Annotated in this window: 14 protein-coding genes; 2 read left to right on the top strand and 12 right to left on the bottom strand. The window is 41.1% G+C overall.

Translation table 11 applies throughout. From position 1 onward, the window contains the following. Nucleotides 1-14: 14 nt before the first annotated feature. The 6 genes from accD to J8M01_RS11325 form a co-directional block, all read right to left on the bottom strand. A complete protein-coding gene (gene accD / locus J8M01_RS11350) occupies nt 15-890 on the bottom strand; it encodes an acetyl-CoA carboxylase, carboxyltransferase subunit beta (protein ID WP_192508093.1) in 876 nt (291 codons plus the stop codon). 293 nt (nt 891-1,183) lie between these two features. Next, nucleotides 1,184-1,981 (bottom strand): tRNA pseudouridine(38-40) synthase TruA, encoded by a 798-nt coding sequence (truA, locus tag J8M01_RS11345; protein WP_192508094.1) that lies wholly within the window; start codon nt 1,979-1,981, stop codon nt 1,184-1,186. Nucleotides 1,982-2,184: 203 nt separating this feature from the next. Then, nucleotides 2,185-8,049 carry a FimV/HubP family polar landmark protein gene (locus J8M01_RS11340; RefSeq protein ID WP_211058064.1) on the bottom strand — a complete coding sequence of 1,955 codons (5,865 nt, stop codon included), beginning with the start codon at nt 8,047-8,049 and terminating at the stop codon, nt 2,185-2,187. 267 nt (nt 8,050-8,316) lie between these two features. Further along, nucleotides 8,317-9,333 carry an aspartate-semialdehyde dehydrogenase gene (locus J8M01_RS11335; protein ID WP_211052783.1) on the bottom strand — a complete coding sequence of 339 codons (1,017 nt, stop codon included), beginning with the start codon at nt 9,331-9,333 and terminating at the stop codon, nt 8,317-8,319. A gap of 1 nt (nt 9,334) precedes the next feature. Further along, a complete protein-coding gene (locus tag J8M01_RS11330; RefSeq protein WP_210998578.1) occupies nt 9,335-10,468 on the bottom strand; it encodes a 4-phosphoerythronate dehydrogenase in 1,134 nt (377 codons plus the stop codon). A gap of 86 nt (nt 10,469-10,554) precedes the next feature. Further along, complete coding sequence (locus tag J8M01_RS11325) at nt 10,555-10,803, bottom strand: DUF6419 family natural product biosynthesis protein (protein WP_192508099.1); 249 nt, start codon at nt 10,801-10,803, stop codon at nt 10,555-10,557. 345 nt (nt 10,804-11,148) lie between these two features. Between J8M01_RS11325 and fadE the strand changes: the two genes are divergently transcribed. Beyond that, nucleotides 11,149-13,602, top strand: coding sequence for an acyl-CoA dehydrogenase FadE (fadE, locus tag J8M01_RS11320; RefSeq protein ID WP_211058063.1), 2,454 nt, complete (start codon nt 11,149-11,151; stop codon nt 13,600-13,602). A 278-nt stretch (nt 13,603-13,880) separates the two neighbouring features. Here the strand turns inward: fadE and J8M01_RS11315 are convergent, their stop codons facing one another. The 6 genes from J8M01_RS11315 to J8M01_RS11290 form a co-directional block, all read right to left on the bottom strand. Continuing rightward, the gene (locus J8M01_RS11315) at nt 13,881-14,957 is read right to left on the bottom strand and encodes a DUF6136 family protein (RefSeq protein ID WP_211058062.1); all 1,077 of its coding nucleotides are present in this window, start codon (nt 14,955-14,957) and stop codon (nt 13,881-13,883) included. Between the two features lie 22 nt (nt 14,958-14,979). Then, nucleotides 14,980-15,564, bottom strand: a complete 585-nt coding sequence (locus J8M01_RS11310; RefSeq protein ID WP_192508102.1) for an ATP-binding cassette domain-containing protein — start codon at nt 15,562-15,564, stop codon at nt 14,980-14,982. Between the two features lie 170 nt (nt 15,565-15,734). After that, nucleotides 15,735-16,208, bottom strand: coding sequence for a peroxiredoxin (locus J8M01_RS11305; protein WP_192508103.1), 474 nt, complete (start codon nt 16,206-16,208; stop codon nt 15,735-15,737). A 92-nt stretch (nt 16,209-16,300) separates the two neighbouring features. Further along, nucleotides 16,301-17,203, bottom strand: coding sequence for an SMP-30/gluconolactonase/LRE family protein (locus J8M01_RS11300; RefSeq protein WP_211058061.1), 903 nt, complete (start codon nt 17,201-17,203; stop codon nt 16,301-16,303). 105 nt (nt 17,204-17,308) lie between these two features. Next, a complete protein-coding gene (locus tag J8M01_RS11295) occupies nt 17,309-18,022 on the bottom strand; it encodes a helix-turn-helix transcriptional regulator (RefSeq protein ID WP_211058060.1) in 714 nt (237 codons plus the stop codon). 132 nt (nt 18,023-18,154) lie between these two features. Further along, nucleotides 18,155-20,407 carry a DUF5916 domain-containing protein gene (locus tag J8M01_RS11290; RefSeq protein ID WP_211058059.1) on the bottom strand — a complete coding sequence of 751 codons (2,253 nt, stop codon included), beginning with the start codon at nt 20,405-20,407 and terminating at the stop codon, nt 18,155-18,157. Nucleotides 20,408-20,565: 158 nt separating this feature from the next. Between J8M01_RS11290 and J8M01_RS11285 the strand changes: the two genes are divergently transcribed. Next, a complete protein-coding gene (locus J8M01_RS11285; protein ID WP_211058058.1) occupies nt 20,566-22,554 on the top strand; it encodes a winged helix-turn-helix domain-containing protein in 1,989 nt (662 codons plus the stop codon). Nucleotides 22,555-22,679: the final 125 nt, after the last annotated feature.

The following is a 22,679-nucleotide window of genomic DNA, read 5'->3' as shown; positions in this document are numbered from 1 at the left end:
TAAACTAAAAAAATTTACGCTACTCTATGCTCTTGTTCAGTTGAAGGCAAGTCCATAAACTTAGCAAGTATACGTGCTAAAGTATCTCTCATTTCGCGTCGGTCAACAATCATATCGATTGCACCATGCTCTAATAAGAATTCACTGCGCTGAAAACCATCTGGTAACGTTTCACGTACAGTTTGTTCAATAACACGTGGGCCCGCAAAACCAATAAGTGCTTTTGGCTCTGCAACATTAATATCACCTAGCATAGCAAGCGATGCAGAAACCCCACCCATTGTTGGGTCGGTTAATACTGAAATAAATGGCAAACCTTTCTCACTCATTTTTGCCAACGCCGCGCTTGTTTTAGCCATTTGCATTAACGACATCAAAGCTTCCTGCATACGTGCACCGCCAGATGAAGAGAAGCATACCAATGGCATATTATGCTCTAAACTTTGGTTCACTGCGTCAACAAAACGCGCGCCAACAACAGAGGCCATTGACCCGCCCATGAAAGCAAATTCGAATGAAACAGCAGCAACAGGCATACCTTTCAAACGGCCTGTCATAGCAACCAACGCATCTTTTTCGCCGCTTACTTTTTGTGCTGATGAAATTCGATCTGAATATTTTTTCGAATCTTTAAATTTTAGTACGTCTTTCGGCTCATGCTGAGCACCAATCTCTTGAAGATCTGCATCGTCTAAAAAATACTCTAAGCGCTTACGAGCGCTTAAACGCATATGATGATCACATTTAGGGCAGACATTTAATGACTTTTCAAGTTCAGCTTTATATAAAATAGCATCACAATCTCCGCATTTTGCCCATACACCTTCAGGAATTTCTTTTTTACCCGAAGCTTTTGCTGTTTTAGGTAAGATCTTTTCTAACCAACTCATTTGCAACTCTCTTGTGCTAATTCTGTGTCGCGACGTCTGTAAATACAGACAAACTGATTCAATTAAACCATGATTTAGACTACAACGGTATAAAAAACTGGTCTTAGTAGTCATGCCATAATACGAGCCACAACAAACAAATCAATAATAATTTACTTATATTTATTATAATAAACATTATTGATACTTATGACTAAATTAGAATGGCCTCGGCTCGAAAATAATTTTTACACAAGTTCACTATCGAACGCATTAATAACGTTTGTGTTATTAATGACGAATCAACTAACGTATTATTCAATGTCTTTATTTGGTAAAAATAATGGTCCTAGTGACGTAGACGGTATTCCCCACTTTTCAGGATAATCCACATCCACTAAATACAAGCCATTTGGTTTTGCCGTTGCGCCTGCTTGTGTGCGGTCTTTAAGTGTTAACAGCTCCGCCATCCACTGTGGAGACTGTTTCCCCATACCAATGTCAGTCAAACATCCAGTGATATTTCGGACCATATGATGCAAAAATGCATTCGCTTTAATATCAATAACTAAATAATCATTTACGCGCTCTACGCTTAAATGGTGAATATTACGAAACGGGGTATTCGATTGACAATGTACCGCCCGAAAAGAGGTAAAGTCTTGCTCGCCTAACATGGCAGGACACGCAGCCTGCATCAAATTTTCGTCAAGGGGATGATGAAAGTGCGTTACACCACTGCGCAGTATTCCTGGTCGATATGCATGGTTATAAATAACATATCGATACCGTCTCGCCGTCGCACTAAAGCGTGCATGAAATTCATCATCAACTTGCTGCGCATAGCGTACCGCAATATCGTCAGGCAACATCGAGTTTAAACCCAAAGTGAAGGCGCTCATGTCTCGCTCAGCATGGGTATCAAAGTGAACAACTTGACCGGTTGCATGCACACCCGCATCGGTGCGCCCAGCGCACACTATATCAATAGGATGATTACAGATACGAGATAATGCTGTTTCCAGCTCTTGCTGTACACTATTTACGTGAGGCTGGCGTTGCCAGCCACTGTAATTTGCCCCGTTGTATTCTATTCCTAATGCTACACGCATATTCACTTCTTATCTCAATGTTTTAATAGCCGAGCATTTTATGCGATCGCCCGCATGAATAAAAGCGTGCTCGTGATACTTAGCTTATTTATCGCCATTAACCCCTGTACTACCGAAATTATTCAATTTATAGATATGGGCACCACTCAATAAAAAAGGTATAGCAAGCTATACCTTTATTCACCTTCGTTGATTTGATTCATCTAGTGCTCAAGCTTACTTTGTAACGCTTGCGCTTCTCTTTGAACCGACTCAGGGCCATTCTCTAAAACTTCTTGGATAACTCCCATAGCACCATCATAATCTTCAATTTCAATATAGGCACGAGCCAAGTCGAGTTTTGCGGAGAAGCCATCTGCTTCTAAGTCAACATCGGTTGCATTATCCCCTGCTAAAAACTCATCAAAATCCCCTAACCCAACATCCATATCTGCTTCATTGTAAGGTTCATCTGAGGGTTCTAAATCATCACTTTGAGATAACAAATCATCGATATTGACAAATTGATCTTCCTCTTCAACTTCATGCTCTTCTGATACGCTAGCAGTATCCGTCTCGTTTAACTCGGTTTCTAGCTCGTCACTCAGTAATGATTCAAAATCAACTTCCACGTCATCCAAATCATCAATATTCACAGAGTCTGGTTCAGATAAATCATTAAGCAACGCATCAAAGTCTGTGTCCGATAAATTAGACATAAACTCACTTTCAATTGCCGCCTCATCGATTTCTAATTGCTCTGTATTTTCTTCCTCTGCTGACAATGTATCTAAATTAGATAAAAACTCATCTGGAGATACCGTTTTTTCAACATCATCAGTGGAGCCTGAATCTTCCTCCTCAAATTCAAACTCAGGTGCATCAGCCAAATTGGATGGCTGTATAGCTTCATTTTCAAGTGCTTGCGTTAAATCAGATTCAACAGACTCCGCAACGTCATTTACAGGCTCATCTGCCTTCTCTGCTTGTTCGTCGAATTCACCTAATGTGTCATCCAGTACTTCATGATGCGTCTCTGCGCTGGCATCATCACTTACGTCATCACTCTCGGGCTCTAACGCTTGTGCTAGATCCGGTTCAGGCTTATCTGATTCCGCAACATCACTTGCAGGCTCATCGGCCATGGCATCCATCGCAGCTTGTTCGTCGAATTCACCTAATGTGTCATCCAGTACTTCATGATGCGTATCTGCGCTGGCATCATCACTTACGTCATCACTCTCGGGCTCTAACGCTTGTGCTAGATCCGGTTCAGGCTTATCTGATTCCGCAACATCACTTGCAGGCTCATCGGCCATGGCATCTATCGCAGCTTGTTCGTCAAATTCACCTAATGTGTCATCAGGTGCTTCATGGTGCATCTCAATGCTGGCGTCATCACTGATGCCATCACTTACGGGTTCTAACGCTTGCGCTAGATCCGGTTCGGGCTCAACAGTTCCCGCAACGTCACTTGCTGGCTCATCGGCCATGGCATCCATCGCGGCTTGTTCGTCGAATTCACCTAATGTGTCATCAAGTACTTCATGATGCGTCTCTGCGCTAGCATCATCACTGATGTCATCACTCTCGGACCCTAACGCTTGCGCTAAGTCGGGCTTGGGCTTATTTGATTCCGCAACATCACTTGCAGGCTCATCGGCCATAGCATCCATCGCGGCTTGTTCGTCGAATTCACCTAATGTGTCATCAAGTACTTCATGATGCGCCTCAACACTGGCATCATCACTTACGTCATCACTCTCGGACTCTAACGCTTGCGCTAAGTCGGGCTCGGGCTTATTTGATTCCGCAACATCACTTGCAGGCTCATCGGCCACGGCATCCATCGCTGCTTGTTCGTCGAATTCACCTAATGTGTCATCAAGTGCTTCATGATACGTCTCTTCGCTGGCATTATCACTCTCGGACTCTAACGCTTGCGCTAAGTCGGGCTCGGGCTCAACAGATTCCGCAATGTCACCTTCTAACTCATCAGCTATGGTAACTGGTTCCTCGTCACGCGCTTCATCAAGCAAAGCGTCAAACTCAGAAGAGCTCAATTCTTCCGGTTCATCACCCATTGATTCTAACGCATCTTTCTCGTTAAACTCAGGAAGCGTTTCTATATCTGATAAGGAGGTATTATCGCTATCATACGGTTCTTCTATAGTATCGTGTTCCTCATCAGCAAATGACAAATCATGCGTATCATCATGCTCATCATCCAAATCGCCATCTAAAGAACTTTCAACTAGGTCATTCCCTTGTAAAGCTTCCGAAAGTGCTTGTTCGGTTTCACTTGAAACCAATCGAGTTTCCTCTGGTTCTGCGTCCAATGCCAGTTCAGGGTAACTTTCCAACTCAATACTCGGTGTGACGGGGTCTCGCTCGAAAAACACTTCACCTTCTGATAAGTCAACATCTTCTAATAACGGATCATCCCCTAAATCAACTTCCGTTTCATCGGCTAACTCATCATCCCAGTCATTGCTTTCCTGATCATCAAGCTCATTTAACAACTCATCGACGCTTTGCAACTCTTTTGGCTCAGCATTGCCCAATGTAGTCGGAACCTCTTCCTCCTCATTCAGCATCCCTTGTAAAAGATCTGCATGCTCAGCTGATCCTTGAAGCGAAGCAGTATCAGCTTCTTCCAAAGGTCCTAACTCATCAAGATCAAAATCACTCTCTGATAGTTCAATCCCATTACTTTCTGTTACCGCTTCAGACTGTAGTTCAATATCTATTTCATCTAAGAGGTCATCAGCAATATGGTTATTTGCTAAACTTGAACTTAATTCAGCATCTACATTGACATTAGATAACTCTTCTACACTTTGCGTATCAAGCTCGTCCTCAGCAACATCCAATAAACTATCTATATCTTCGATGTCCAACTCATCGTCAATAGCTTCATGGAAATCTTCACTACCTTCTTCTACCGATGCTAGATTTGATTCCAACTGCGTGGCAGATTCTTGCTCTGGCTCCACGTCATCAACAAGCCCATCAATGTCATCTGCATCAAGCTCGTCATTTTCTTCTTCTAGCAACTGCGTGGCAGTTTCTTGCTCTGGCTCCACGTCATCAATAAGCCCATCAATGTCATCTGCATCAAGCTCGTCATTTTCTTCTTCTAGCAACTGCGTGGCAGGTTCTTGCTCTGGCTCCACTTCATCAATAAGCCCATCGATATCATCTGTATCAAGCTCATCATTTTCTTCTAGCAACTGCGTGGCAGGTTCTTGCTCTGGCTCCACGTCATCAACAAGCCCATCAATGTCATCTGTATCAAGCTCGTCATTTTCTTCTTCTAGCAACTGCGTGGCAAGTTCTTGCTCTGGCTCCACGTTATCAACAAGCCCATCAATGTCATCTGCATCAAGCTCATCATTTGTTTCTTCTAGCAACTGCGTGGCAGGTTCTTGCTCTGGCTCCACGTCATCAACAAGCCCATCGATATCATCTGTATCAAGCTCATCATTTTCTTCTTCTAGCAACTGCGTAGCAGGTTTTTGCTCTGGCTCCACGTCATCAACAAGCCCATCGATATCATCTGTATCAAGCTCATCATTTTCTTCTTCTAGCAACTGCGTGGCAGGTTCTTGCTCTGGCTCCACGTCATCAACAAGCCCATCAACATCATCTGTATCAAGCTCGTCATTTGCTTCTTCTAGCAACTGCGTAGCAGGTTCTTGCTCTGGCTCCACGTCATCAATCAGCCCATCCATATCGTCTATATCAAACTCGTCGCTCGCCTCTTCTACCAGTTCAGGTTCCGCAGGAGTTTCGTCTAAGAGCCCATCAATGTCGTCTATATCAAGCTCATCGCTCGCCTCTTCTATCAGTTCAGGTTCCGCAGCCGTTTCGTCTAAGAGCCCATCCATATCGTCTATATCAAACTCGTCACTCGCCTCTTCTACCAGTTCAGGTTCCGCAGGAGTTTCGTCTAAGAGCCCATCAATGTCGTCTATATCAAGCTCATCGCTCGCCTCTTCTACCCGTTCAGGTTCCGAGGCCGTCTCATCTAACAACCCATCAATGTCGTCTATATCAAACTCGTCGCTCGCTTCTTCTACCAGTTCAGGTTCCGCAGCCGTTTCGTCTAACAACCCATCAATATCGTCTATATCAAACTCGTCGCTCGCTTCTTCTACCAGTTCAGGTTCCGCAGCCGTTTCGTCTAAGAGCCCATCAATATCGTCTATATCAAACTCGTCGCTCGCTTCGTCTACCCGTTCTGGTTCCGCAGCCGTCTCATCTAACAACCCATCAATATCGTCTATATCAAACTCGTCGCTCGCTTCTTCTACTAGTTCAGGTTCCGAAGCAGCCTCGTCTAATAGACCATCGATATCGTCTATATCAAACTCGTCGCTCGCTTCTTCTACCAGTTCAGGTTCCGAACCCGTCTCATCTAACAACCCATCAATATCGTCTATATCAAACTCGTCGCTCGCTTCTTCTACCAGTTCAGGTTCCGAACCCGTCTCATCTAACAACCCATCAATGTCGTCTATATCAAACTCGTCGCTCGCTTCTTCTACCAGTTCAGGTTCCGAAGCAGCCTCGTCTAACAGACCATCGATATCATCTAGCCCTAAATCATCCTCCAATTGACTATCTAAGGTAGTTGAGCTCTCAAGTAATGAATCTATGTCATCATCACCAACATCTACATCATCAGTTGGTGACGCTTCGTCTAAAATAGAATCAATATCAACATCTTCTTGTTGATCGGTAGCTAGCTCCTCACTCAATGCGGCAAGCGCATCATCACTAATATCTAATTCATCATCATTACTTTCATCTGCATTAGATACTTCATCAAATAAATCATCTATGTCGCCAGAACTTAATATATCGTCCTCAGATTGCTCAATATCTAACGCGACTTCGTCTCCTAATGCATCTGGTTCATCAAAGTTTTGCTGTAAGAAATCATCTAAATCATCCCCACTATTTAATTCATCAGCTTCGTCATCAAATACAATATCATCGCTCAATAATCCGTCTAATTCATCAGCATCTAAGGTATCATTACTTTCTTCAAAGGAGTCGTCCTCTAAAGAATCAAACATAATGTCATCATCTTCCGGCAGCATACCGTCGTCCAACTGAACACTTTCCTCTGGCGTTTCTGGTGCGACAACAGGTGGAATATCTAAGTCAAGTGGATCGTTTGACGTTTGAGGAAGAAATTCGTCCTCACTACTGTCATTAGAGGTAGGTGATTGGTTGCGCTTCTTCAGAAAAAATACGATTCCACCAATCGCCAACAACGCTGGTAATATTGACATTAGTAGCAACATGATGGGATTAGAGAGAATATCTTCCCCACTAAATCCCGTATTACTTTGTTTTTGTTCTGCTTGTTGAGCTAACAATTCATTCTGTAAATCAATGACTGATTTTAGCTGTTGCTGTATCTGGCTATCTTGTCCAAGTTGATCTCTAACTGTTTTTAACTCATCAGATATATCGCCAAGTTTCTTTTTTAGTTTGTTATTTTCTTCAAGAATGTCTTGGACACTGCTCACTGAGTTTTTAAATTGATTTTGCAATTCAAGTAACTTGGAGTCTTGCTCCATTTGCAATGATTTAAGTCTATTTGTTAATTCTATTTTTGCTTTTTCAACATCAACCTGGCGAGCTTGAGTAACTTTTCTATTTGCCTCTTCAATAGAAGTATTATCAAGCATGCCATTTTTTTTCATTTCCCATAAGGCATCATCTTGATCCGATTTTTGTTTCGCAAACGTTGGGTTTTCTTTGCGCATTTCTCCCAAAGTTGGAATACGTAAATATGCGCCATCACGCATATGGTTGAGGTTTTTATCTAAAAATGCGTCAGGGTTTTTTGTATAAAACGCACTCATTACTTGATAAATAGTTACAGACTCGTCGGAGCGCACCTTTTTGGCAATTCGCCATAAAGTGTCTGAAGGTTTGATAGGCCCTATCGTTCTACCTTGCATGCCATAATCAGCGTCTTTGGGGCCCTTGATTTGAGCAACCTCTTGCGTAAAGACGGGCATGGTGATCAGTGCCAAGGCAAAGATACAAAAAAAGACGAAACCGCGCATGTTGATCCTTTCTGTACAATGTTCAGCATCTCGCCAAACATTTAATAATGCTAACAGGTAGCTTTTGCAAGCTCTATTCCAATTGCAAACTATAAACCAGTTGTCTACGAATATCCATTGCAACGTATTGAAATTTAACATGCTTATAATAGTTTATGATGAGGAGTAAAACTTCTTAGTTTTCAGGGGGGCAATTCTTTGACGTGATATTTAACAAAAGAGGTAAAGAGCTGCCTCTTAGCAGCCCTTTACAATCAACTGTTTGAACTAAAGGTAGTTTTCAACCAGTTCTTCAGCAATTTGTACACTATTCGTTGCTGCACCTTTACGAGTATTATCGGATACCACCCACAAATTTAGGCCATGAGGGTGAGAAATATCTTGGCGTAAGCGGCCAACATACACGGTATCATTACCACTGGCGTCCCCAACTGGGGTAGGATAATCTTGCTCATCTTCAACAAACTCGACGCCTGGTGCATCATTCAGTAACTGTTTAATATGTTCAATATCGTGAGGCATCCGTGTTTCTAAATGAATTGCTTCTGCATGACCAAAAAAAACTGGAACCCTAACTGCTGTTGGGTTTACTAGCACACTGCTATCACCTAGTATTTTCTGCGTTTCCCAAACCATTTTCATTTCTTCTTTGGTGTAACCATTTTCTTGAAAACTATCAATTTGTGGAATAACGTTAAACGCAATTTGTTTACTAAACACACTATTCTCTAGTGGCCGTGCATTCATTAAATTTGCTGTTTGTTTTGCTAATTCATCAACAGCTTCTTTACCTGCACCTGACACTGCTTGATATGTAGATACATTTATACGCTCTATGCCATAAGCATCATAGATTGGCTTTAGCGCAACCATCATTTGAATTGTTGAACAATTTGGGTTTGCAATAATATTACGATTACGAAAATCAGCTAGGCTTTCCTTGTTAACTTCTGGCACCACAAGAGGCACATCAAAGTCATATCTAAAATGTGAAGTGTTATCAATAACAACACAGCCTGCTTCAGCTGCAATAGGAGCATACTTTTCGGAAACACTTCCACCTGCTGAAAATAAGCCGATATGCGCGTCAGAAAAATCAAAGTTCTCGACATCTAACACTTCAATTTTCTCACCACGAAAGTCAATATCTTCCCCTGCACTGCGACTGCTCGCAAGTGCAAATAGCTGATCAACAGGGAACTTTCTATCTTGTAAAGTCTCAATAATTTGACGACCAACTAACCCAGTTGCGCCCAATACTGCCACGTTAAATTTTTGCGACATGCTATTCCTCATTCTTTTCAATTACATTAAAACCTAGCTGCGCTAACATCGCACCATGTCCACTACGGTTTTCAATACTTAGTGTACTAAATTCTCTACGAGGCGGATAATTTTTACGTAAACTATCAAACCCTTGCGTTGTTAAATTACCTCTAAGTAATCCATCATCACGGCGAATATCATAAACTAAGTGAACAATACGACCTAAATCATGCTCACTCAGCGTTTCTTCAATATGACACTTGGTAAGAGCCGGTATAGGTAAAAAATCAGCTAGCTCCTTCGTTGCAGCGACATCAAGTAACTGACATACACCTTGATAAAGCATTTGGGTTCCACGTGCTTTCCCTTCTTGCGTGTGTCCCGCAATATGTACACTGGAAAACCGAACATATGGCAGGAGATCGGTCAGTATATCAGGCTCATTTTCCCATACATCTAACACCAGCTCTAACTGTTTACCTGAGCGCAACGCGACCAACAAAGCCTTATTGTCAATGACATCACCCCTGCTAGCATTGATAATCAACATGCCTGCTTTTAATTTAGCTATGCGTTCTGCATTTAGTAAATGCTGTGTCTTATGTTTACCATCTTTGATTAATGGTACATGAAAAGTAACAAAGTCCGCTTGCTCTAAGGCCGCGTCAAGTTCAATATGTTCATCTAAAGTGCCTTCAGCGTAACGTATTGGGTCGCACAGTAACAGTGTAACGCCCATACTGTGTAATTTGTCACGCAAACATTGACCTATATTACCTACACCTATTATCGCGAGGCTTTTTCCTGCCAAACCCGTATTTGTCTCTTGGCTATATGCATAAAGAGCACTAATAACATATTCTGCAACCGCTATCGCGTTACAACCTGGCGCACTGCTAAAAGCTATGTTTTTCTGCAATAGTAAAGCTGTATCAATATGGTCAATTCCGATTGTTGCTGTGCCAACAAATTTCAAATTGTCAGCTTTACTTAATAGCTGCGCATCAACCTGAGTAACAGATCGGGTAAGTAAAACATCTATATCACTCAGCGCATCAGGCGATAAATTCCTACCATCAAAACGCTTAACATCGCCTAAATCAGAGAAGTATTCTTCGACTAACGGCATATTTTGATCAGCTAAGATCTTCATTTACTATTCCAACGTACACACATAGGCCGTATTGTATACCTAAGCCCTAAGTAAATGCGAGCTTCAAACGGGCCGCTTGTTATAACTTACCGCCCTTTTAATTTATGTATACCAGCTCCAATTCCCGCAAACATGACAATGATAAGCATCAAAACCATAAGAGTTGCTTGCTTTTGTTCGGGTAACAAAATCAGTGGGCTCATTAATATTGCCATCACACTACTGAAAGCAATAAAGAGTGCAGTATACAAACAACGGTGATAGCCAAAGTAAGCACTTACAAGGCAAAAAAATAAGCTGATAAAAACTGCAGGAGTATAAATATTAAAAGACATCCATGTTGCCGTTAAAGATATAATTATAGAAATGGTCGAGCTCATCATTTTAGGTTCCTTCCTGTTTTATGACTACATTAAACATAGATCGTCCACTTGCGAATGCAACTTTAAAATTACAAAAAAACACTTTTTTGCTTAGGTTTCTTTGTACCATTTAGCTAAAACAGTATGTATAGCAACTCGTATTTTTATTCGCTTATATATTGATAAGTATGCTTTCTTATCAATCGTCCATACAATAAATTTACATATGTCAGAATTGGCGCTGTTTTTTCTCTTGAAAAGACCCCTTTTAAGCGCTAGTCTTACTGGGTGGTCGGACCTCTAATAAGGAAGAACAAAATGACACTCATTTTTACCCTAGCCTTGCTCGCGCTTCTTGGCGCAGCGAGCTATCATCGAGCCAGCTGGAACACTTGCGTAGGGATAGCTGCAATAACATTGTTAATTGGTACATTCGCAAGTGCATTCGGTGCACTTACCTGGTTAGTCTTTCTAGCTATCACTGTACCATTATCACTCACTAACATTCGTCAGCAGTATATTATTGCTCCGTTATTCAAGGCATTCAAAAAAGTTACACCTACCATGTCTGACACGGAAAAATCAGCAATCGATGCTGGAACCACGTGGTGGGAAGCTGATCTTTTTTGCGGAAATCCTAATTGGGAAAAATTACATCAATACCCAAAACCTCGGTTAACCGTCGAAGAGCAAGCGTTTCTTGATGGCCCTGTTGAAGAAGTTTGTGCAATGCTTGATGATTGGAAAGCAACCCACGAGCTAACTGACTTACCACAAGATGTCTGGCAATATTTAAAAGACAACAAATTCTTTGCCATGATCATCAAAAAGCAATATGGTGGCCTTGAATTTTCAGCTTTTGCACAATCATGTGTGCTACAAAAACTCACGAGTAAATCAACATTACTTTCATCTATTGTAGGTGTACCTAACTCACTTGGTCCGGGTGAATTATTACAACATTACGGCACTAAAGAGCAAAAAGACCACTACCTACCCCGTCTTGCTAAGGGACAAGAGATCCCATGTTTTGCATTGACGTCACCAGAAGCTGGTTCCGATGCCTCTGCAATTCCTGATTATGGTATTGTGTGTAAAGGTGAATGGGAAGGTAAAGAAACATTAGGTATTCGATTAACATGGAACAAACGTTATATTACGCTTGCTCCAGTCGCAACTGTGTTAGGGTTAGCATTCAAACTGCGTGACCCCGACGGCTTGATAGGCGAAGAAAAAGAACCTGGTATTACCTGTGCTTTGATACCAACAACAACGCCAGGTGTTAAAATCGGTCGCCGTCATTTTCCTTTAAACGTACCGTTTCAAAACGGGCCAACACAAGGTGATGACATATTTGTACCCATTGACTACATTATAGGTGGCCCAGAAATGGCAGGCCAAGGCTGGCGTATGCTGGTTGAGTGTCTATCTGTTGGTCGCGCTATTACCTTACCGTCAAATTCGACTGGTGGGATAAAATCTTTAGCGCTAGCAAGCGGTGCGTATAGTCGTATTCGTCGTCAATTCAAATTACCAATTGGTAAAATGGAAGGGGTTGAAGAATCTCTCGCAAAATTAGCTGGCTACGCTTATAGCACAGATGCTGCAGTGAGTATGTCTACCGGTGCGGTTGACTTAGGTGAAAAACCTTCAGTCGTGTCTGCCATCTTAAAATACCACCTAACAGAACAAATGCGCGCATCTACGATGCATGCGATGGATATTCATGGTGGTAAAGGTATCTGCCTTGGCCCAAATAACTATTTAGGCCGCGGTTATCAAGGTGCCCCTATCGCCATCACGGTTGAAGGCGCAAACATATTAACCCGTAATATGATCATCTATGGACAAGGTGCTATTCGTTGTCACCCATTTGTACTGGCTGAACTCAATGCCGTCAGCATGAGTGACAAACAAGCCGCACTTGACAGTTTTGATTCATCATTAATGGGCCATATTGGCTTCACAATATCAAACCTTGTACGCACTAAATGGTTAGCACTAACGGGGGCACGCTTTACTAAAGTACCATATAACGATGAAACGGCAGTTTTTTATCGTAACGCAAGTCGGTATAGCGCATCTTTAGCGCTTATGTCAGACATTTGTATGGCTGTATTTGGTGGTTCGTTGAAACGAAAAGAGCGTATCTCAGCACGACTTGGTGATTTACTCAGTTACCTTTACCTTGTTTCTGCAACGCTTAAGCGCTACAACGATGAAGGTCGTAAGAAAGAAGATTTGCCATTTGTACAGTGGAGCTGTCAGGAGCACTTATACTTGTGCCAACGCGCATTGGCAGATCTCATCAACAATATGCCATCAGCACCATTACGTGCCGTATTAAAACTGGTTTTATTCCCATTTGGCAGACCTATTCGTAAACCAACTGACACGTTAGAACACAAACTTGCACATTTGCTACAAACACCAAATGAATCAAGAGACAGGCTTGCTGCTCATATTTATTTAACGGATGAACCTTTAAACCTAATTGGTAGACAAGAACAGACTTTAAAAGACATCCTTGCTGTGGAGCCCTTGTTTGATAAAGTGTGTCGCGCCAAAGGGCAAAAACTGCCATTCACACAATTAGACAAAGTCGCCCAAATGGGACTTGACGCAAAAATTCTCAATGAAGATGAGGCAACACAACTCGCTGAGGTTGAAGCCAAACGTCTTGCGGTGATCAATGTCGATGACTTTGACCCGAGTGAGCTTATGGCCGGGAAAGCTGCTAAACCGGCAGTCCAGGGGGTAGATGCAGCATAGGCTTAGTTGTCTAAATATGTAAGAATCCACCAAGATAAGATCAACCCAACCCTAAACAAGCCAGCATATGCTGGCTTTTTTGTAACCATGCAACAATGTAATACTCCTAAATTCAATTGTATTAAATAAATGTTTAGGTATTACAGCAGGTACATGACGTAGTAATCAGGCAAAAATTTCGATGTATCGTTATTCTACACCCATCACCTTTAACATAATGAATAAGTCATTTGGCTTGCTAGCATGATGGCTGGTTTCACTAAATGGGTATAAACCCCTTAAGTGATCGCTTTAATTACAAACAAGGAGATCGAACTTGAGGCCCATACAACTGCCGTAAGTTTCGGTTTATTTACAGCACTATACATAAGAGCTGGCATACAAAGTAAAGCGCCACTCATGTAGATGTCAAAGCCCAGTAAAAAGCCAGAGCAACACCACAATATAATACATAGTATTGATAATAATAAAATTTGCACACGTTTAATATCCTTATACTTACCTAAAGACTCCCAAAATAAGCGTGTTTCTTGTAAATGCTGGTTGGTTTCAATCATTAATGTTGACCACCAAAGCTGGTTAATAAGTACCGCAGCTAACATATACCAGTGTAGTAAATCAGGCCGCATAATTTGAATAATGTCCGCAGCCCACAGTACTAAAAAAGTGGCCGTTGCACGCCAAGTCAGCACCCAAGAATGCGCGAATGCATAATGAGCCCAAAACGACCATATATTAATTGGATAGGTCAGATTGGGGGAATGTACTTTGGGTATAAACCAGCAGCCAATCAATAGCACGTTTGTAGAAACTAAAAAGTGCAGGATAGATGGTGACCACCACAGTGATATAAACGCCATGAATAACGCCCAGTTGACTGCTTGTGGTCGGTATAATAACCCCATAGCAAAGCTAACTTGAGTCAACATAAAGAGCAAAAGCTGTGGCGCCTGACTGAGCTTTTCCCAACCCATGGCGACTGCCAATATCAATGTTGTGATAAACAAAACATGACTTGCGAGTAATAACACAACATCAGCCAAATACTTATCCCATGTACGGGGTAATATACTATTTTGGAAACACCTATGCCGACTATCTAAAATTGCAGGTTTTAGAACGGTAATTAACAGAGTTTGAATTAGTAAATAAGCAAATGCAACTTGTATGCTAACCAATATACTATCACTTTGCACTATCTTACCTAAACCAAAAAACAGAGACGCAATTAACCCTGGTAAAAAAATATAGAATAGCGTGGTGATCATCAAAATAAATTGATTAAGTTGATTAACTAACTCTTTAAGTTCCGCCTTAAAAGCTCGATATCGATATTGATAGAAGTGTTTCATCATAATCTGTTAAACACCTTCACGGTTAAACTTTCTTAAGTGGCTGACTATCAAAACCTATATCCAAAAATGGCTGCGGTTCATGGTTACTTATAATGACTTGGCCTTCGTAGGCACAGATCCACTCTAACACCACATCAAGGCCTCGCTTATCCAATGCCGCACTCGGTTCATCTAAAATCAAGTAAGGGGTGTTTCGCATCACAGCATTAATAAGTTGTAATTTCTTTAGGTTACCGGATGATAAATCTTCCACTTGAGTATGCAAAAACGCATCAAAACACAAATCGGTTATAAATTGTTGAGGTAAGGTACATTGCCAACTTGATGCTGTCATTGTGAGTATCTGCTGAGCTGTTAAATATTCTGGAAAAACAATTTTATCCGATGCTAAACTCACACAGCTTTGCAAATGGGCGTGTTGCTGACCATTGAGCGTAATGTGCCCAGAATAAAAACTATCCAGTCCGGCTATTATTGTAAAAAGTGTGGTTTTCCCTAGGCCATTCTTTCCTTCTACACAAAGCTTTTGCGCGGTAAACGTATTATTATAATTTTCAAATATACATTTTTTACCAAAATACTTTGTTAAATTAGCAACTTCAATCATTATTATGCAGGGCTTATATCTGTTCCTTTATTAGGTGACTCTAACATATGCAAAGTTGCAGGTGTCATTAAGAATGTTACACAATGTGTTATTTAGTCACTTAATAATTACCAATATAAAAAACGAGCATAGAGTGCCCGTTTTGATAAATAGCGATATTTGCTTGTATGTTACAGCGCCGCTAAGATCACTTCCGCTTTACTGACTTCAAATGACTTAGGCGCTTCTACATTAAGCTGAGTGACAACGCCATCTTTTATAATCATGGCATAGCGCTGCGAACGAATGCCACCAAATGTCGCTGTGTCCATTTCAAGGCCTAGAGATTTAGTAAAGCTTGCATCGCCATCGCCTAGCATCATTAATTCTGATGCATTATGCGCTTCACCCCACGCTTTCATCACAAACGCATCGTTTACTGATACACAAGCAATAACATCAACGCCTTTGGCTTTAAGCTGATCAGCCAATACCACATAGCCCGGTAAATGGGCCGCTGAACATGTTGGTGTGAAAGCGCCCGGCACCGCAAACAAAACAACGGTTTTGCCTGCGAACAATTCTGTTACTTGGTGCTCTACCATACCGTCATCTGTTAAATGGCTGAGTGTCGCTTGTGATAAAGTTTGCCCTTGTTCAATCATGGTGTTCCCTTAAAAAGAATATGTATTTATTTGTTGTATTGCTGAAATGATTTATATGACAGCATTAGTCGATCTGCGACAAGTATACAAGATTAATGTAATGCGTGAGCACGTCCGGCATATTCACTGTAAAAAGATTCGATCGCGCCACGTTTTTGCATTGTCACAAACACTTGAGTCCCCTGCACTCCACCAAATGCAATATTTGTTGGGTACTTTCCTTTTAAGCGCACGGTATGTAATAAGCTTCCACTTGGAGACAGCACTACGACTTCACCTGCGCCATAGCGAGCTACATATAAATTACCTTGGCTATCTGTGCGCATACCATCAAGGCCATGCTTCGTAAATTGGTAAAACAACCGCTTGTCACTCACATCGCCTTGCTCATTTAGCGTAAATGCCCATATTTTTTGTTGCTTGCTTTCATTTACATACAAGGTAAGGTTATCGGGACTAACTTCAATACCATTACTTGTACCCATCTCTGCTTGTAACAAGCTCACTGTGCCATCCGTCGCTATCCGCCAAATTTGACCCCGCCCGGTAGACCAATTAGGATCACTCGCATAAATCATTCCATCATCACGAATGGCGATGTCGTTTGGTTGATTCATAAGTGGCTCATGGGCATGAACCGACACAGCACCTTGCGGTGTGATTTTTAATATATTATGGCCGGTATAATCTGCCACAAACATATCTCCATGCTGATTAAAACGAATACCATTACCAACGCTCCCTTCCGGCAAAGTGAGCCAAAGCTTTGTATTGTTCTTGCCTTGAACTACCCCTATTGTGCCTTGTTGACCATAGTTCACCGCGTATAAAGCTCCATGGCTATCAACCGCAGGACCTTCAACACCCTCGGTAAATGTACCATCGGCTACCCAATCCATTACTTGAAAAATAACGGGGTTATTCTCGTTAAAGTGCCCCATGCTATTGTGGCAACCACCTAGCAACGTTAGCATCACCCAAAAAAACTTCTGCATTTTATTATCTTTGTCCTTAAAATTATTGAGTATGACCTGCGAAATGACTCTTGTTAATTGAGAATAAGTAATACACAGATCATATGCCGAGTATTATCACTCGAGTTAAAGTTTGTTACGCGTCAATCTAGGCTCAATGAGCATCAGTGCGATACCCAGCAAAGCCCCTGTCAAACCTATAAACTGCAGTAAAGTATTACCAAATCGCGTTTGCTGCTTTACATCTTTACTTACTTTATAAAGCCGGCGACCCAGTTCAACCTCTTTGATAAATTCATCACCTAAATAGTCAAATGATAAAATAATCGATATATCTCTTCGTTTGAGCATTGCTCGCCGTACCTCTTGTATGTCTACATCATGAGGGACAAAACGAGACCAGCTATAAAAAATATCTTGGGCCTCATTAGGTAAAACAACCCCTCGAGACTCATATTCATACAATGTTTGTGGGAACACTAAGTTTTGAAATCCGACGTAAAAACAGCTGCCACCAAGTGATACCAGCAATATAGCAACGTATAACAAAGTACGTTGTTTGATTGAATTGTCGCGTAGCTGGCGAGCATACCATGACTCTATATCTGGAATTTGGCTGAAATGGTGTTTATTCGCTTGCCCTTGAGCGCCAAGCATAAAATCCTCAACGGTGAGCTCTAAAGCATCTAGTAACTGGCGAAAAACCTCATTAGAGGGCACAGATTTATCATTTTCTAATTTTGATAAATAACTCTGTTCTACCCCCATCTTCTCCGCCAGTTGAGGCTGGCTCATATTTGCTGTGGTACGTAAGTGTTTTATGTAGTGACCGAGTGTCATCTTTTAATCCTTGTTATGGCTTGAAATCACAGCCCATTCTTGGCTAGTCATGCATTAATACCAAGGTGAATATTCAAGAATAACAAGGAATATTAGTAAGTTAAAGTTAATACCCCATCAATCACTTCAAATTTAGAAACCGTATCTAAATTTCAAAATGATACGCTCTTCATTCGGGGTTTGCCAAAGCCGCTCAACACTGCGTGACCAAGGTTCAGCCGCCACGTTCTGCTTTTGCATATTATCAATTTGCGTCGCCCCTCGGCCATAAACCAAATATATATCGGAAAAAGCACCTAATCGATAACGCAACTTCATTTGCGATACTAATCGCTTGTCTTCAAAACTGGTATCCAGATTAGTAAGCTCTGTTAAACTCCCGTCTGTGATACTAAATACCTGCTCACTTTTTGCTTCAAGTACGGCCCATTGCAAATAAATACTCAGTTCAAGATCATCAGTTAATAGTCCTGTAACTTTATTTTCATTCACGAAATACGCTCTATCGTACTGCGTTAGCTGGTTATGAGAATTCGCTATTAGCCAACCGTCCCCTTTACGGTAAAAGTTATTTATATTGATATTCCAATTTTCATGCGGCATAAAAGTAAGATCTAACGCAAACTGTTGCGCGATGCCATTTAGTCCTTCTTGATCATACTGGTAACTGGCAGCCCAGCTAAACTTCCCAACATAAGAGCTACGATAAAATACCCGAGACCCCCATGTATCTGGTTGCTGAAAACGATCACTGTTATAGCCCACATTATCTTGCCACCCCGATGAATTATGTGTCAGTGTCGCCGATGCCTCTGCACCACCATTTAACATCACATTAGCGCTGTACTGACGTTGAGCTGGTAATTTAATCCCCTCATCATTAGATTCATAAGCGACCGCTATTTTTTGTTTTACGCTCGTGACCAATGGCGAATTAAAATTAATAGCATGACTGAACTCTCCTTGCCAATAACGCCAGTCATTGCGCTTAATATACCCTAAATCACTTACATCAAACTTTTCGTCTAACTGTAAGTAAGACGACTCAAATTGAGTATTAGCAGAAAATTGATACCCCAACTTTAGTGACGCACCTCGGCCTTGTTGACTTGTCTGACTTTGCGAAATATCACTGTGCATCATGGTACTTTGCATTGACCAAGTAGCACTTTGGTATTGAGTGTCCCACGCAATGCTGCGAGCATTTCTCCCTATAAACGGACGTTCAGTGTGTGTCATCAGTAACCCAGTCTGCCAAGCTTTATGACGATACTTACCCCTTATGGCGTAAAATGACTTACCCACATCATTACCTAATTTATCTTCTTTTACGGCAAAAGCACCAAGTTGTAGCTGCTCTGTCTGCTGTACAAACCTGACTGCGGCATCTATCGGTGTTGTTATATGCATCATATCATCACTACCCGCTCCAATACGCCGAGTATGAATAAGTGTGGTATCTTGCAGGCTTTGTACATTAAAGACATTAATGTCTTGGGTAAAAAATGCACGTTTGTCTGAGCGCAGTGTTTCGACTGCACTATAATTTAAGTCCACCTCATCACTGTCTATCTGACCAAAATCAGGGTTTATCGCAACACTCAGCTTTTGATGGTGATCTGGCTTATAAATTAAGTCGAAGCCGATATCATTTAACCCTATATTGTCAATCAGATCTTGCTGACGAGTAATATACGGAACAAACGTGACCTGATGCTCTTTAGGGATAATTGCTTTTACTTTAGGCATAGTTAAAAAGAAGTCAGCATTGGCCGTCGTCTGTTTCTGTGACGCATATAGATGATTATTAACTAACTGATACAACTGCACTGACACACCAATTTCTGATGCATCTCGTAGATTCTTTTTATTATAAAAAGACACTGTATGCCACGGAATAAACGTTTCACTAGACCAATAGTCTGCTGCCTCAAAGTATGAGGTCTGCCAATCTCCATCCCAATCATTGTCGGTTGTTAATTGTGGCGTAAGAACCGCGTCTTGAACCCCTCCACCTAATCCGACCACAAACAAATACGCACCACTGCCATCACCAGAAAAGTCTAAATAAATACGATTAAAATCAGCTTGGATGAACCCATCTTGTAAATTGAATTGCTTCTTTCTTTCTCCTTCTTTTTGCCAATTAATAATACCGACATACACTCCTTGTGCTGTGGTCACTACCTTACTCTCCACTTTATCTAAATACTCGGTATGCGTGGCTGGTACGACTTCATAAAAGGATTTTGTTGCAGAAACATCCTGCCAAGCTTGATCAATTAACTGGCCATCTAACACTATCGACACGTTATCATTTGCACAAACCAATGTACTCATAACCCCTAAAATCAACACATAAATATTTCGTAACACACGACTCATACTTCAATCCAATTGAAAAATTTTTCCCTATAAAAACAAATATCACTGTGAAAAATACTGAATTTTATCTGAAGAAAGCTAGCTAAACCCTTACGAGTCTTGACTTTATAATGATAAAAGTTAACTTTGTACCATATAAAGAACACAGATGATGCGCTATGCATACAAATATACAATTCTTAACTTGGGTATTTTTTGACAACACAGATGAGCTACTCAATCTAAACACCAAAGAAGTCATAAAATTAGAGCCTCAAGTAGCGCAATTACTCAGGCTGTTTATTTATAGTAATGGGGAGTTACTTGCGCGCGAGGCGATATCTGAACATATTTGGCCTAATATCATCGTTGAAGATAATAGCTTATATCAATTATTAACAAAATTAAGACGGTTACTCAATGATAATCCAAAACAACCTAAGGTGATTAAAACTATCCCTAAAAAAGGCTATCAATTCATAACCAGAACTGATGTTTACACTTCACAAGAAACACCTCTAATATCGAAAAAAAATAAGCTCCTCACTCAGTCTCAATGGTGGAAATGGGCAACAATTCCAGTTGTAATTGTATGCAGTAGCGCAATTGCATTTTATTCTAAAAATACCATAAAAACGCCAAAACCTACTTATGAGCTGTCAGATCTGAGTTATGATCTTGGTCTTGAGTACAATGTTGACGCACATAAAACTAAAGACTTAATTGCCTATATAAAAAACTTTAATAATCTCGTATTTAGCAATAAACAAGGTGTGGTGTTAAATACCATCAAGTTCCCCAGCCGCATACATCACCCTAGCTGGCATCATGAACTCGACTTAATTACATTCTGGCAATATTACCAAGACCAATGCATTCTCCATGTATATAAATCCTCAGGGCAAGCTATTCACCGCGCCAAAGGTCAAAAATGTACACGCTCCAGAGCATCTTCTTGGTTATCAAGCACCCAACTAACGATTAATGTAGCACATGGCGCACACTTCAAGCCTTTTCATTACGACTTTAATACCGGTAAGGCGCTGGCCCTTCCAATTACACTTAACGCAGGGGACACCTTCCAGCACAGTATCAAGGCTTGGCAAGGAAAGACCTATTACCTTATCACCTCCACTGATCATAGCAGTAAATTAATCACACTCGATGGCACTGTGCATATGCAGTGGGCACACCCCATTTCCTTGCTGTCTTACGATCCAAAGCAACAAAGCATTATTACCAACAACTCAGATAAACATCATACATTGGTAGCCACAACGCGAGATGGCCATCAACATATTATTGCCAATGCAGTACAAGGTATGTTCACTGACTTATCCATCGACTTAGCAGGTGATATTTATACGGCAGTAGAAACATGGCAAGTGAATATTCGTGATAAAGATGGGCTCCCTATTTTTTCAACTACCAGTATCGATTACCTACCAGTAAGTAATCCACTTGGCGAAACCGCTTTCATGTCAAAAAGAAGCGGTGTCTGTGAAGTCTATTTGCATGCTGACGATCAAATCAAACAACTTTCTTACAATCAAGGCTATGACTATGTTAAACATATTGAGTGGCAACCTAAACTAAATCTGCTTCTCACCAATCGCGATAAGAATGTACTGCTTTATGACCGGCAGGGTAAAGTCTCACAGTTCTCACCTGAGCAAGTTAGCACAATCACCCAATTAGGTTGGCATACAAATGAGCGGGTTTGGATATATGATACACATACATTGTCTACTTATACTTTAACAGGTCAGCGACTCAAAGAAGTCGCTCTGCAAGTTGACGCACTCATTTACGACAACCAAAATGCTCAATGGCTAGTTTTTGACAACTATACCTTGTATACAGTGAATAATTTGGCCAATTTGAGCACGCATGAAAATTGGACGCTAATCCACCGCTTTTCACAACAGCAATATAATCAACTTCGTAATTTCAAACTACGAGATAACACCTTATATTGGTTATCAAGCTGGTCTGCAAAAGACTATATTTGGCAACTGCCTTTAGAAGAGACGTCGATCTCACTTATCAAATCAGATGAACTGATTTGGCACTACGATATTGCCAAAGATAATTCATTAAATATTGCTAAAATGGAAGCAATTGAAGGGGATATTAAAAAACTCACTCGACTAGTAACCCCTCAGTAAACATAACATAGCCGCATGAAAGTGATACTGCGGTTATTGTCACTCCGGCCCATATTATCCATTTTACAAATAGATAAGCAGATAAGCAGATAAGCAGATAAGCAGATAAGCAGATAAGCAGATAA

It is taken from the genome of Pseudoalteromonas sp. MMG005 (assembly GCF_018101015.1).
Taxonomy (GTDB): Bacteria; Pseudomonadota; Gammaproteobacteria; order Enterobacterales; family Alteromonadaceae; genus Pseudoalteromonas; species Pseudoalteromonas aurantia.
This window is presented reverse-complemented; position numbering and strand designations above follow the sequence as displayed.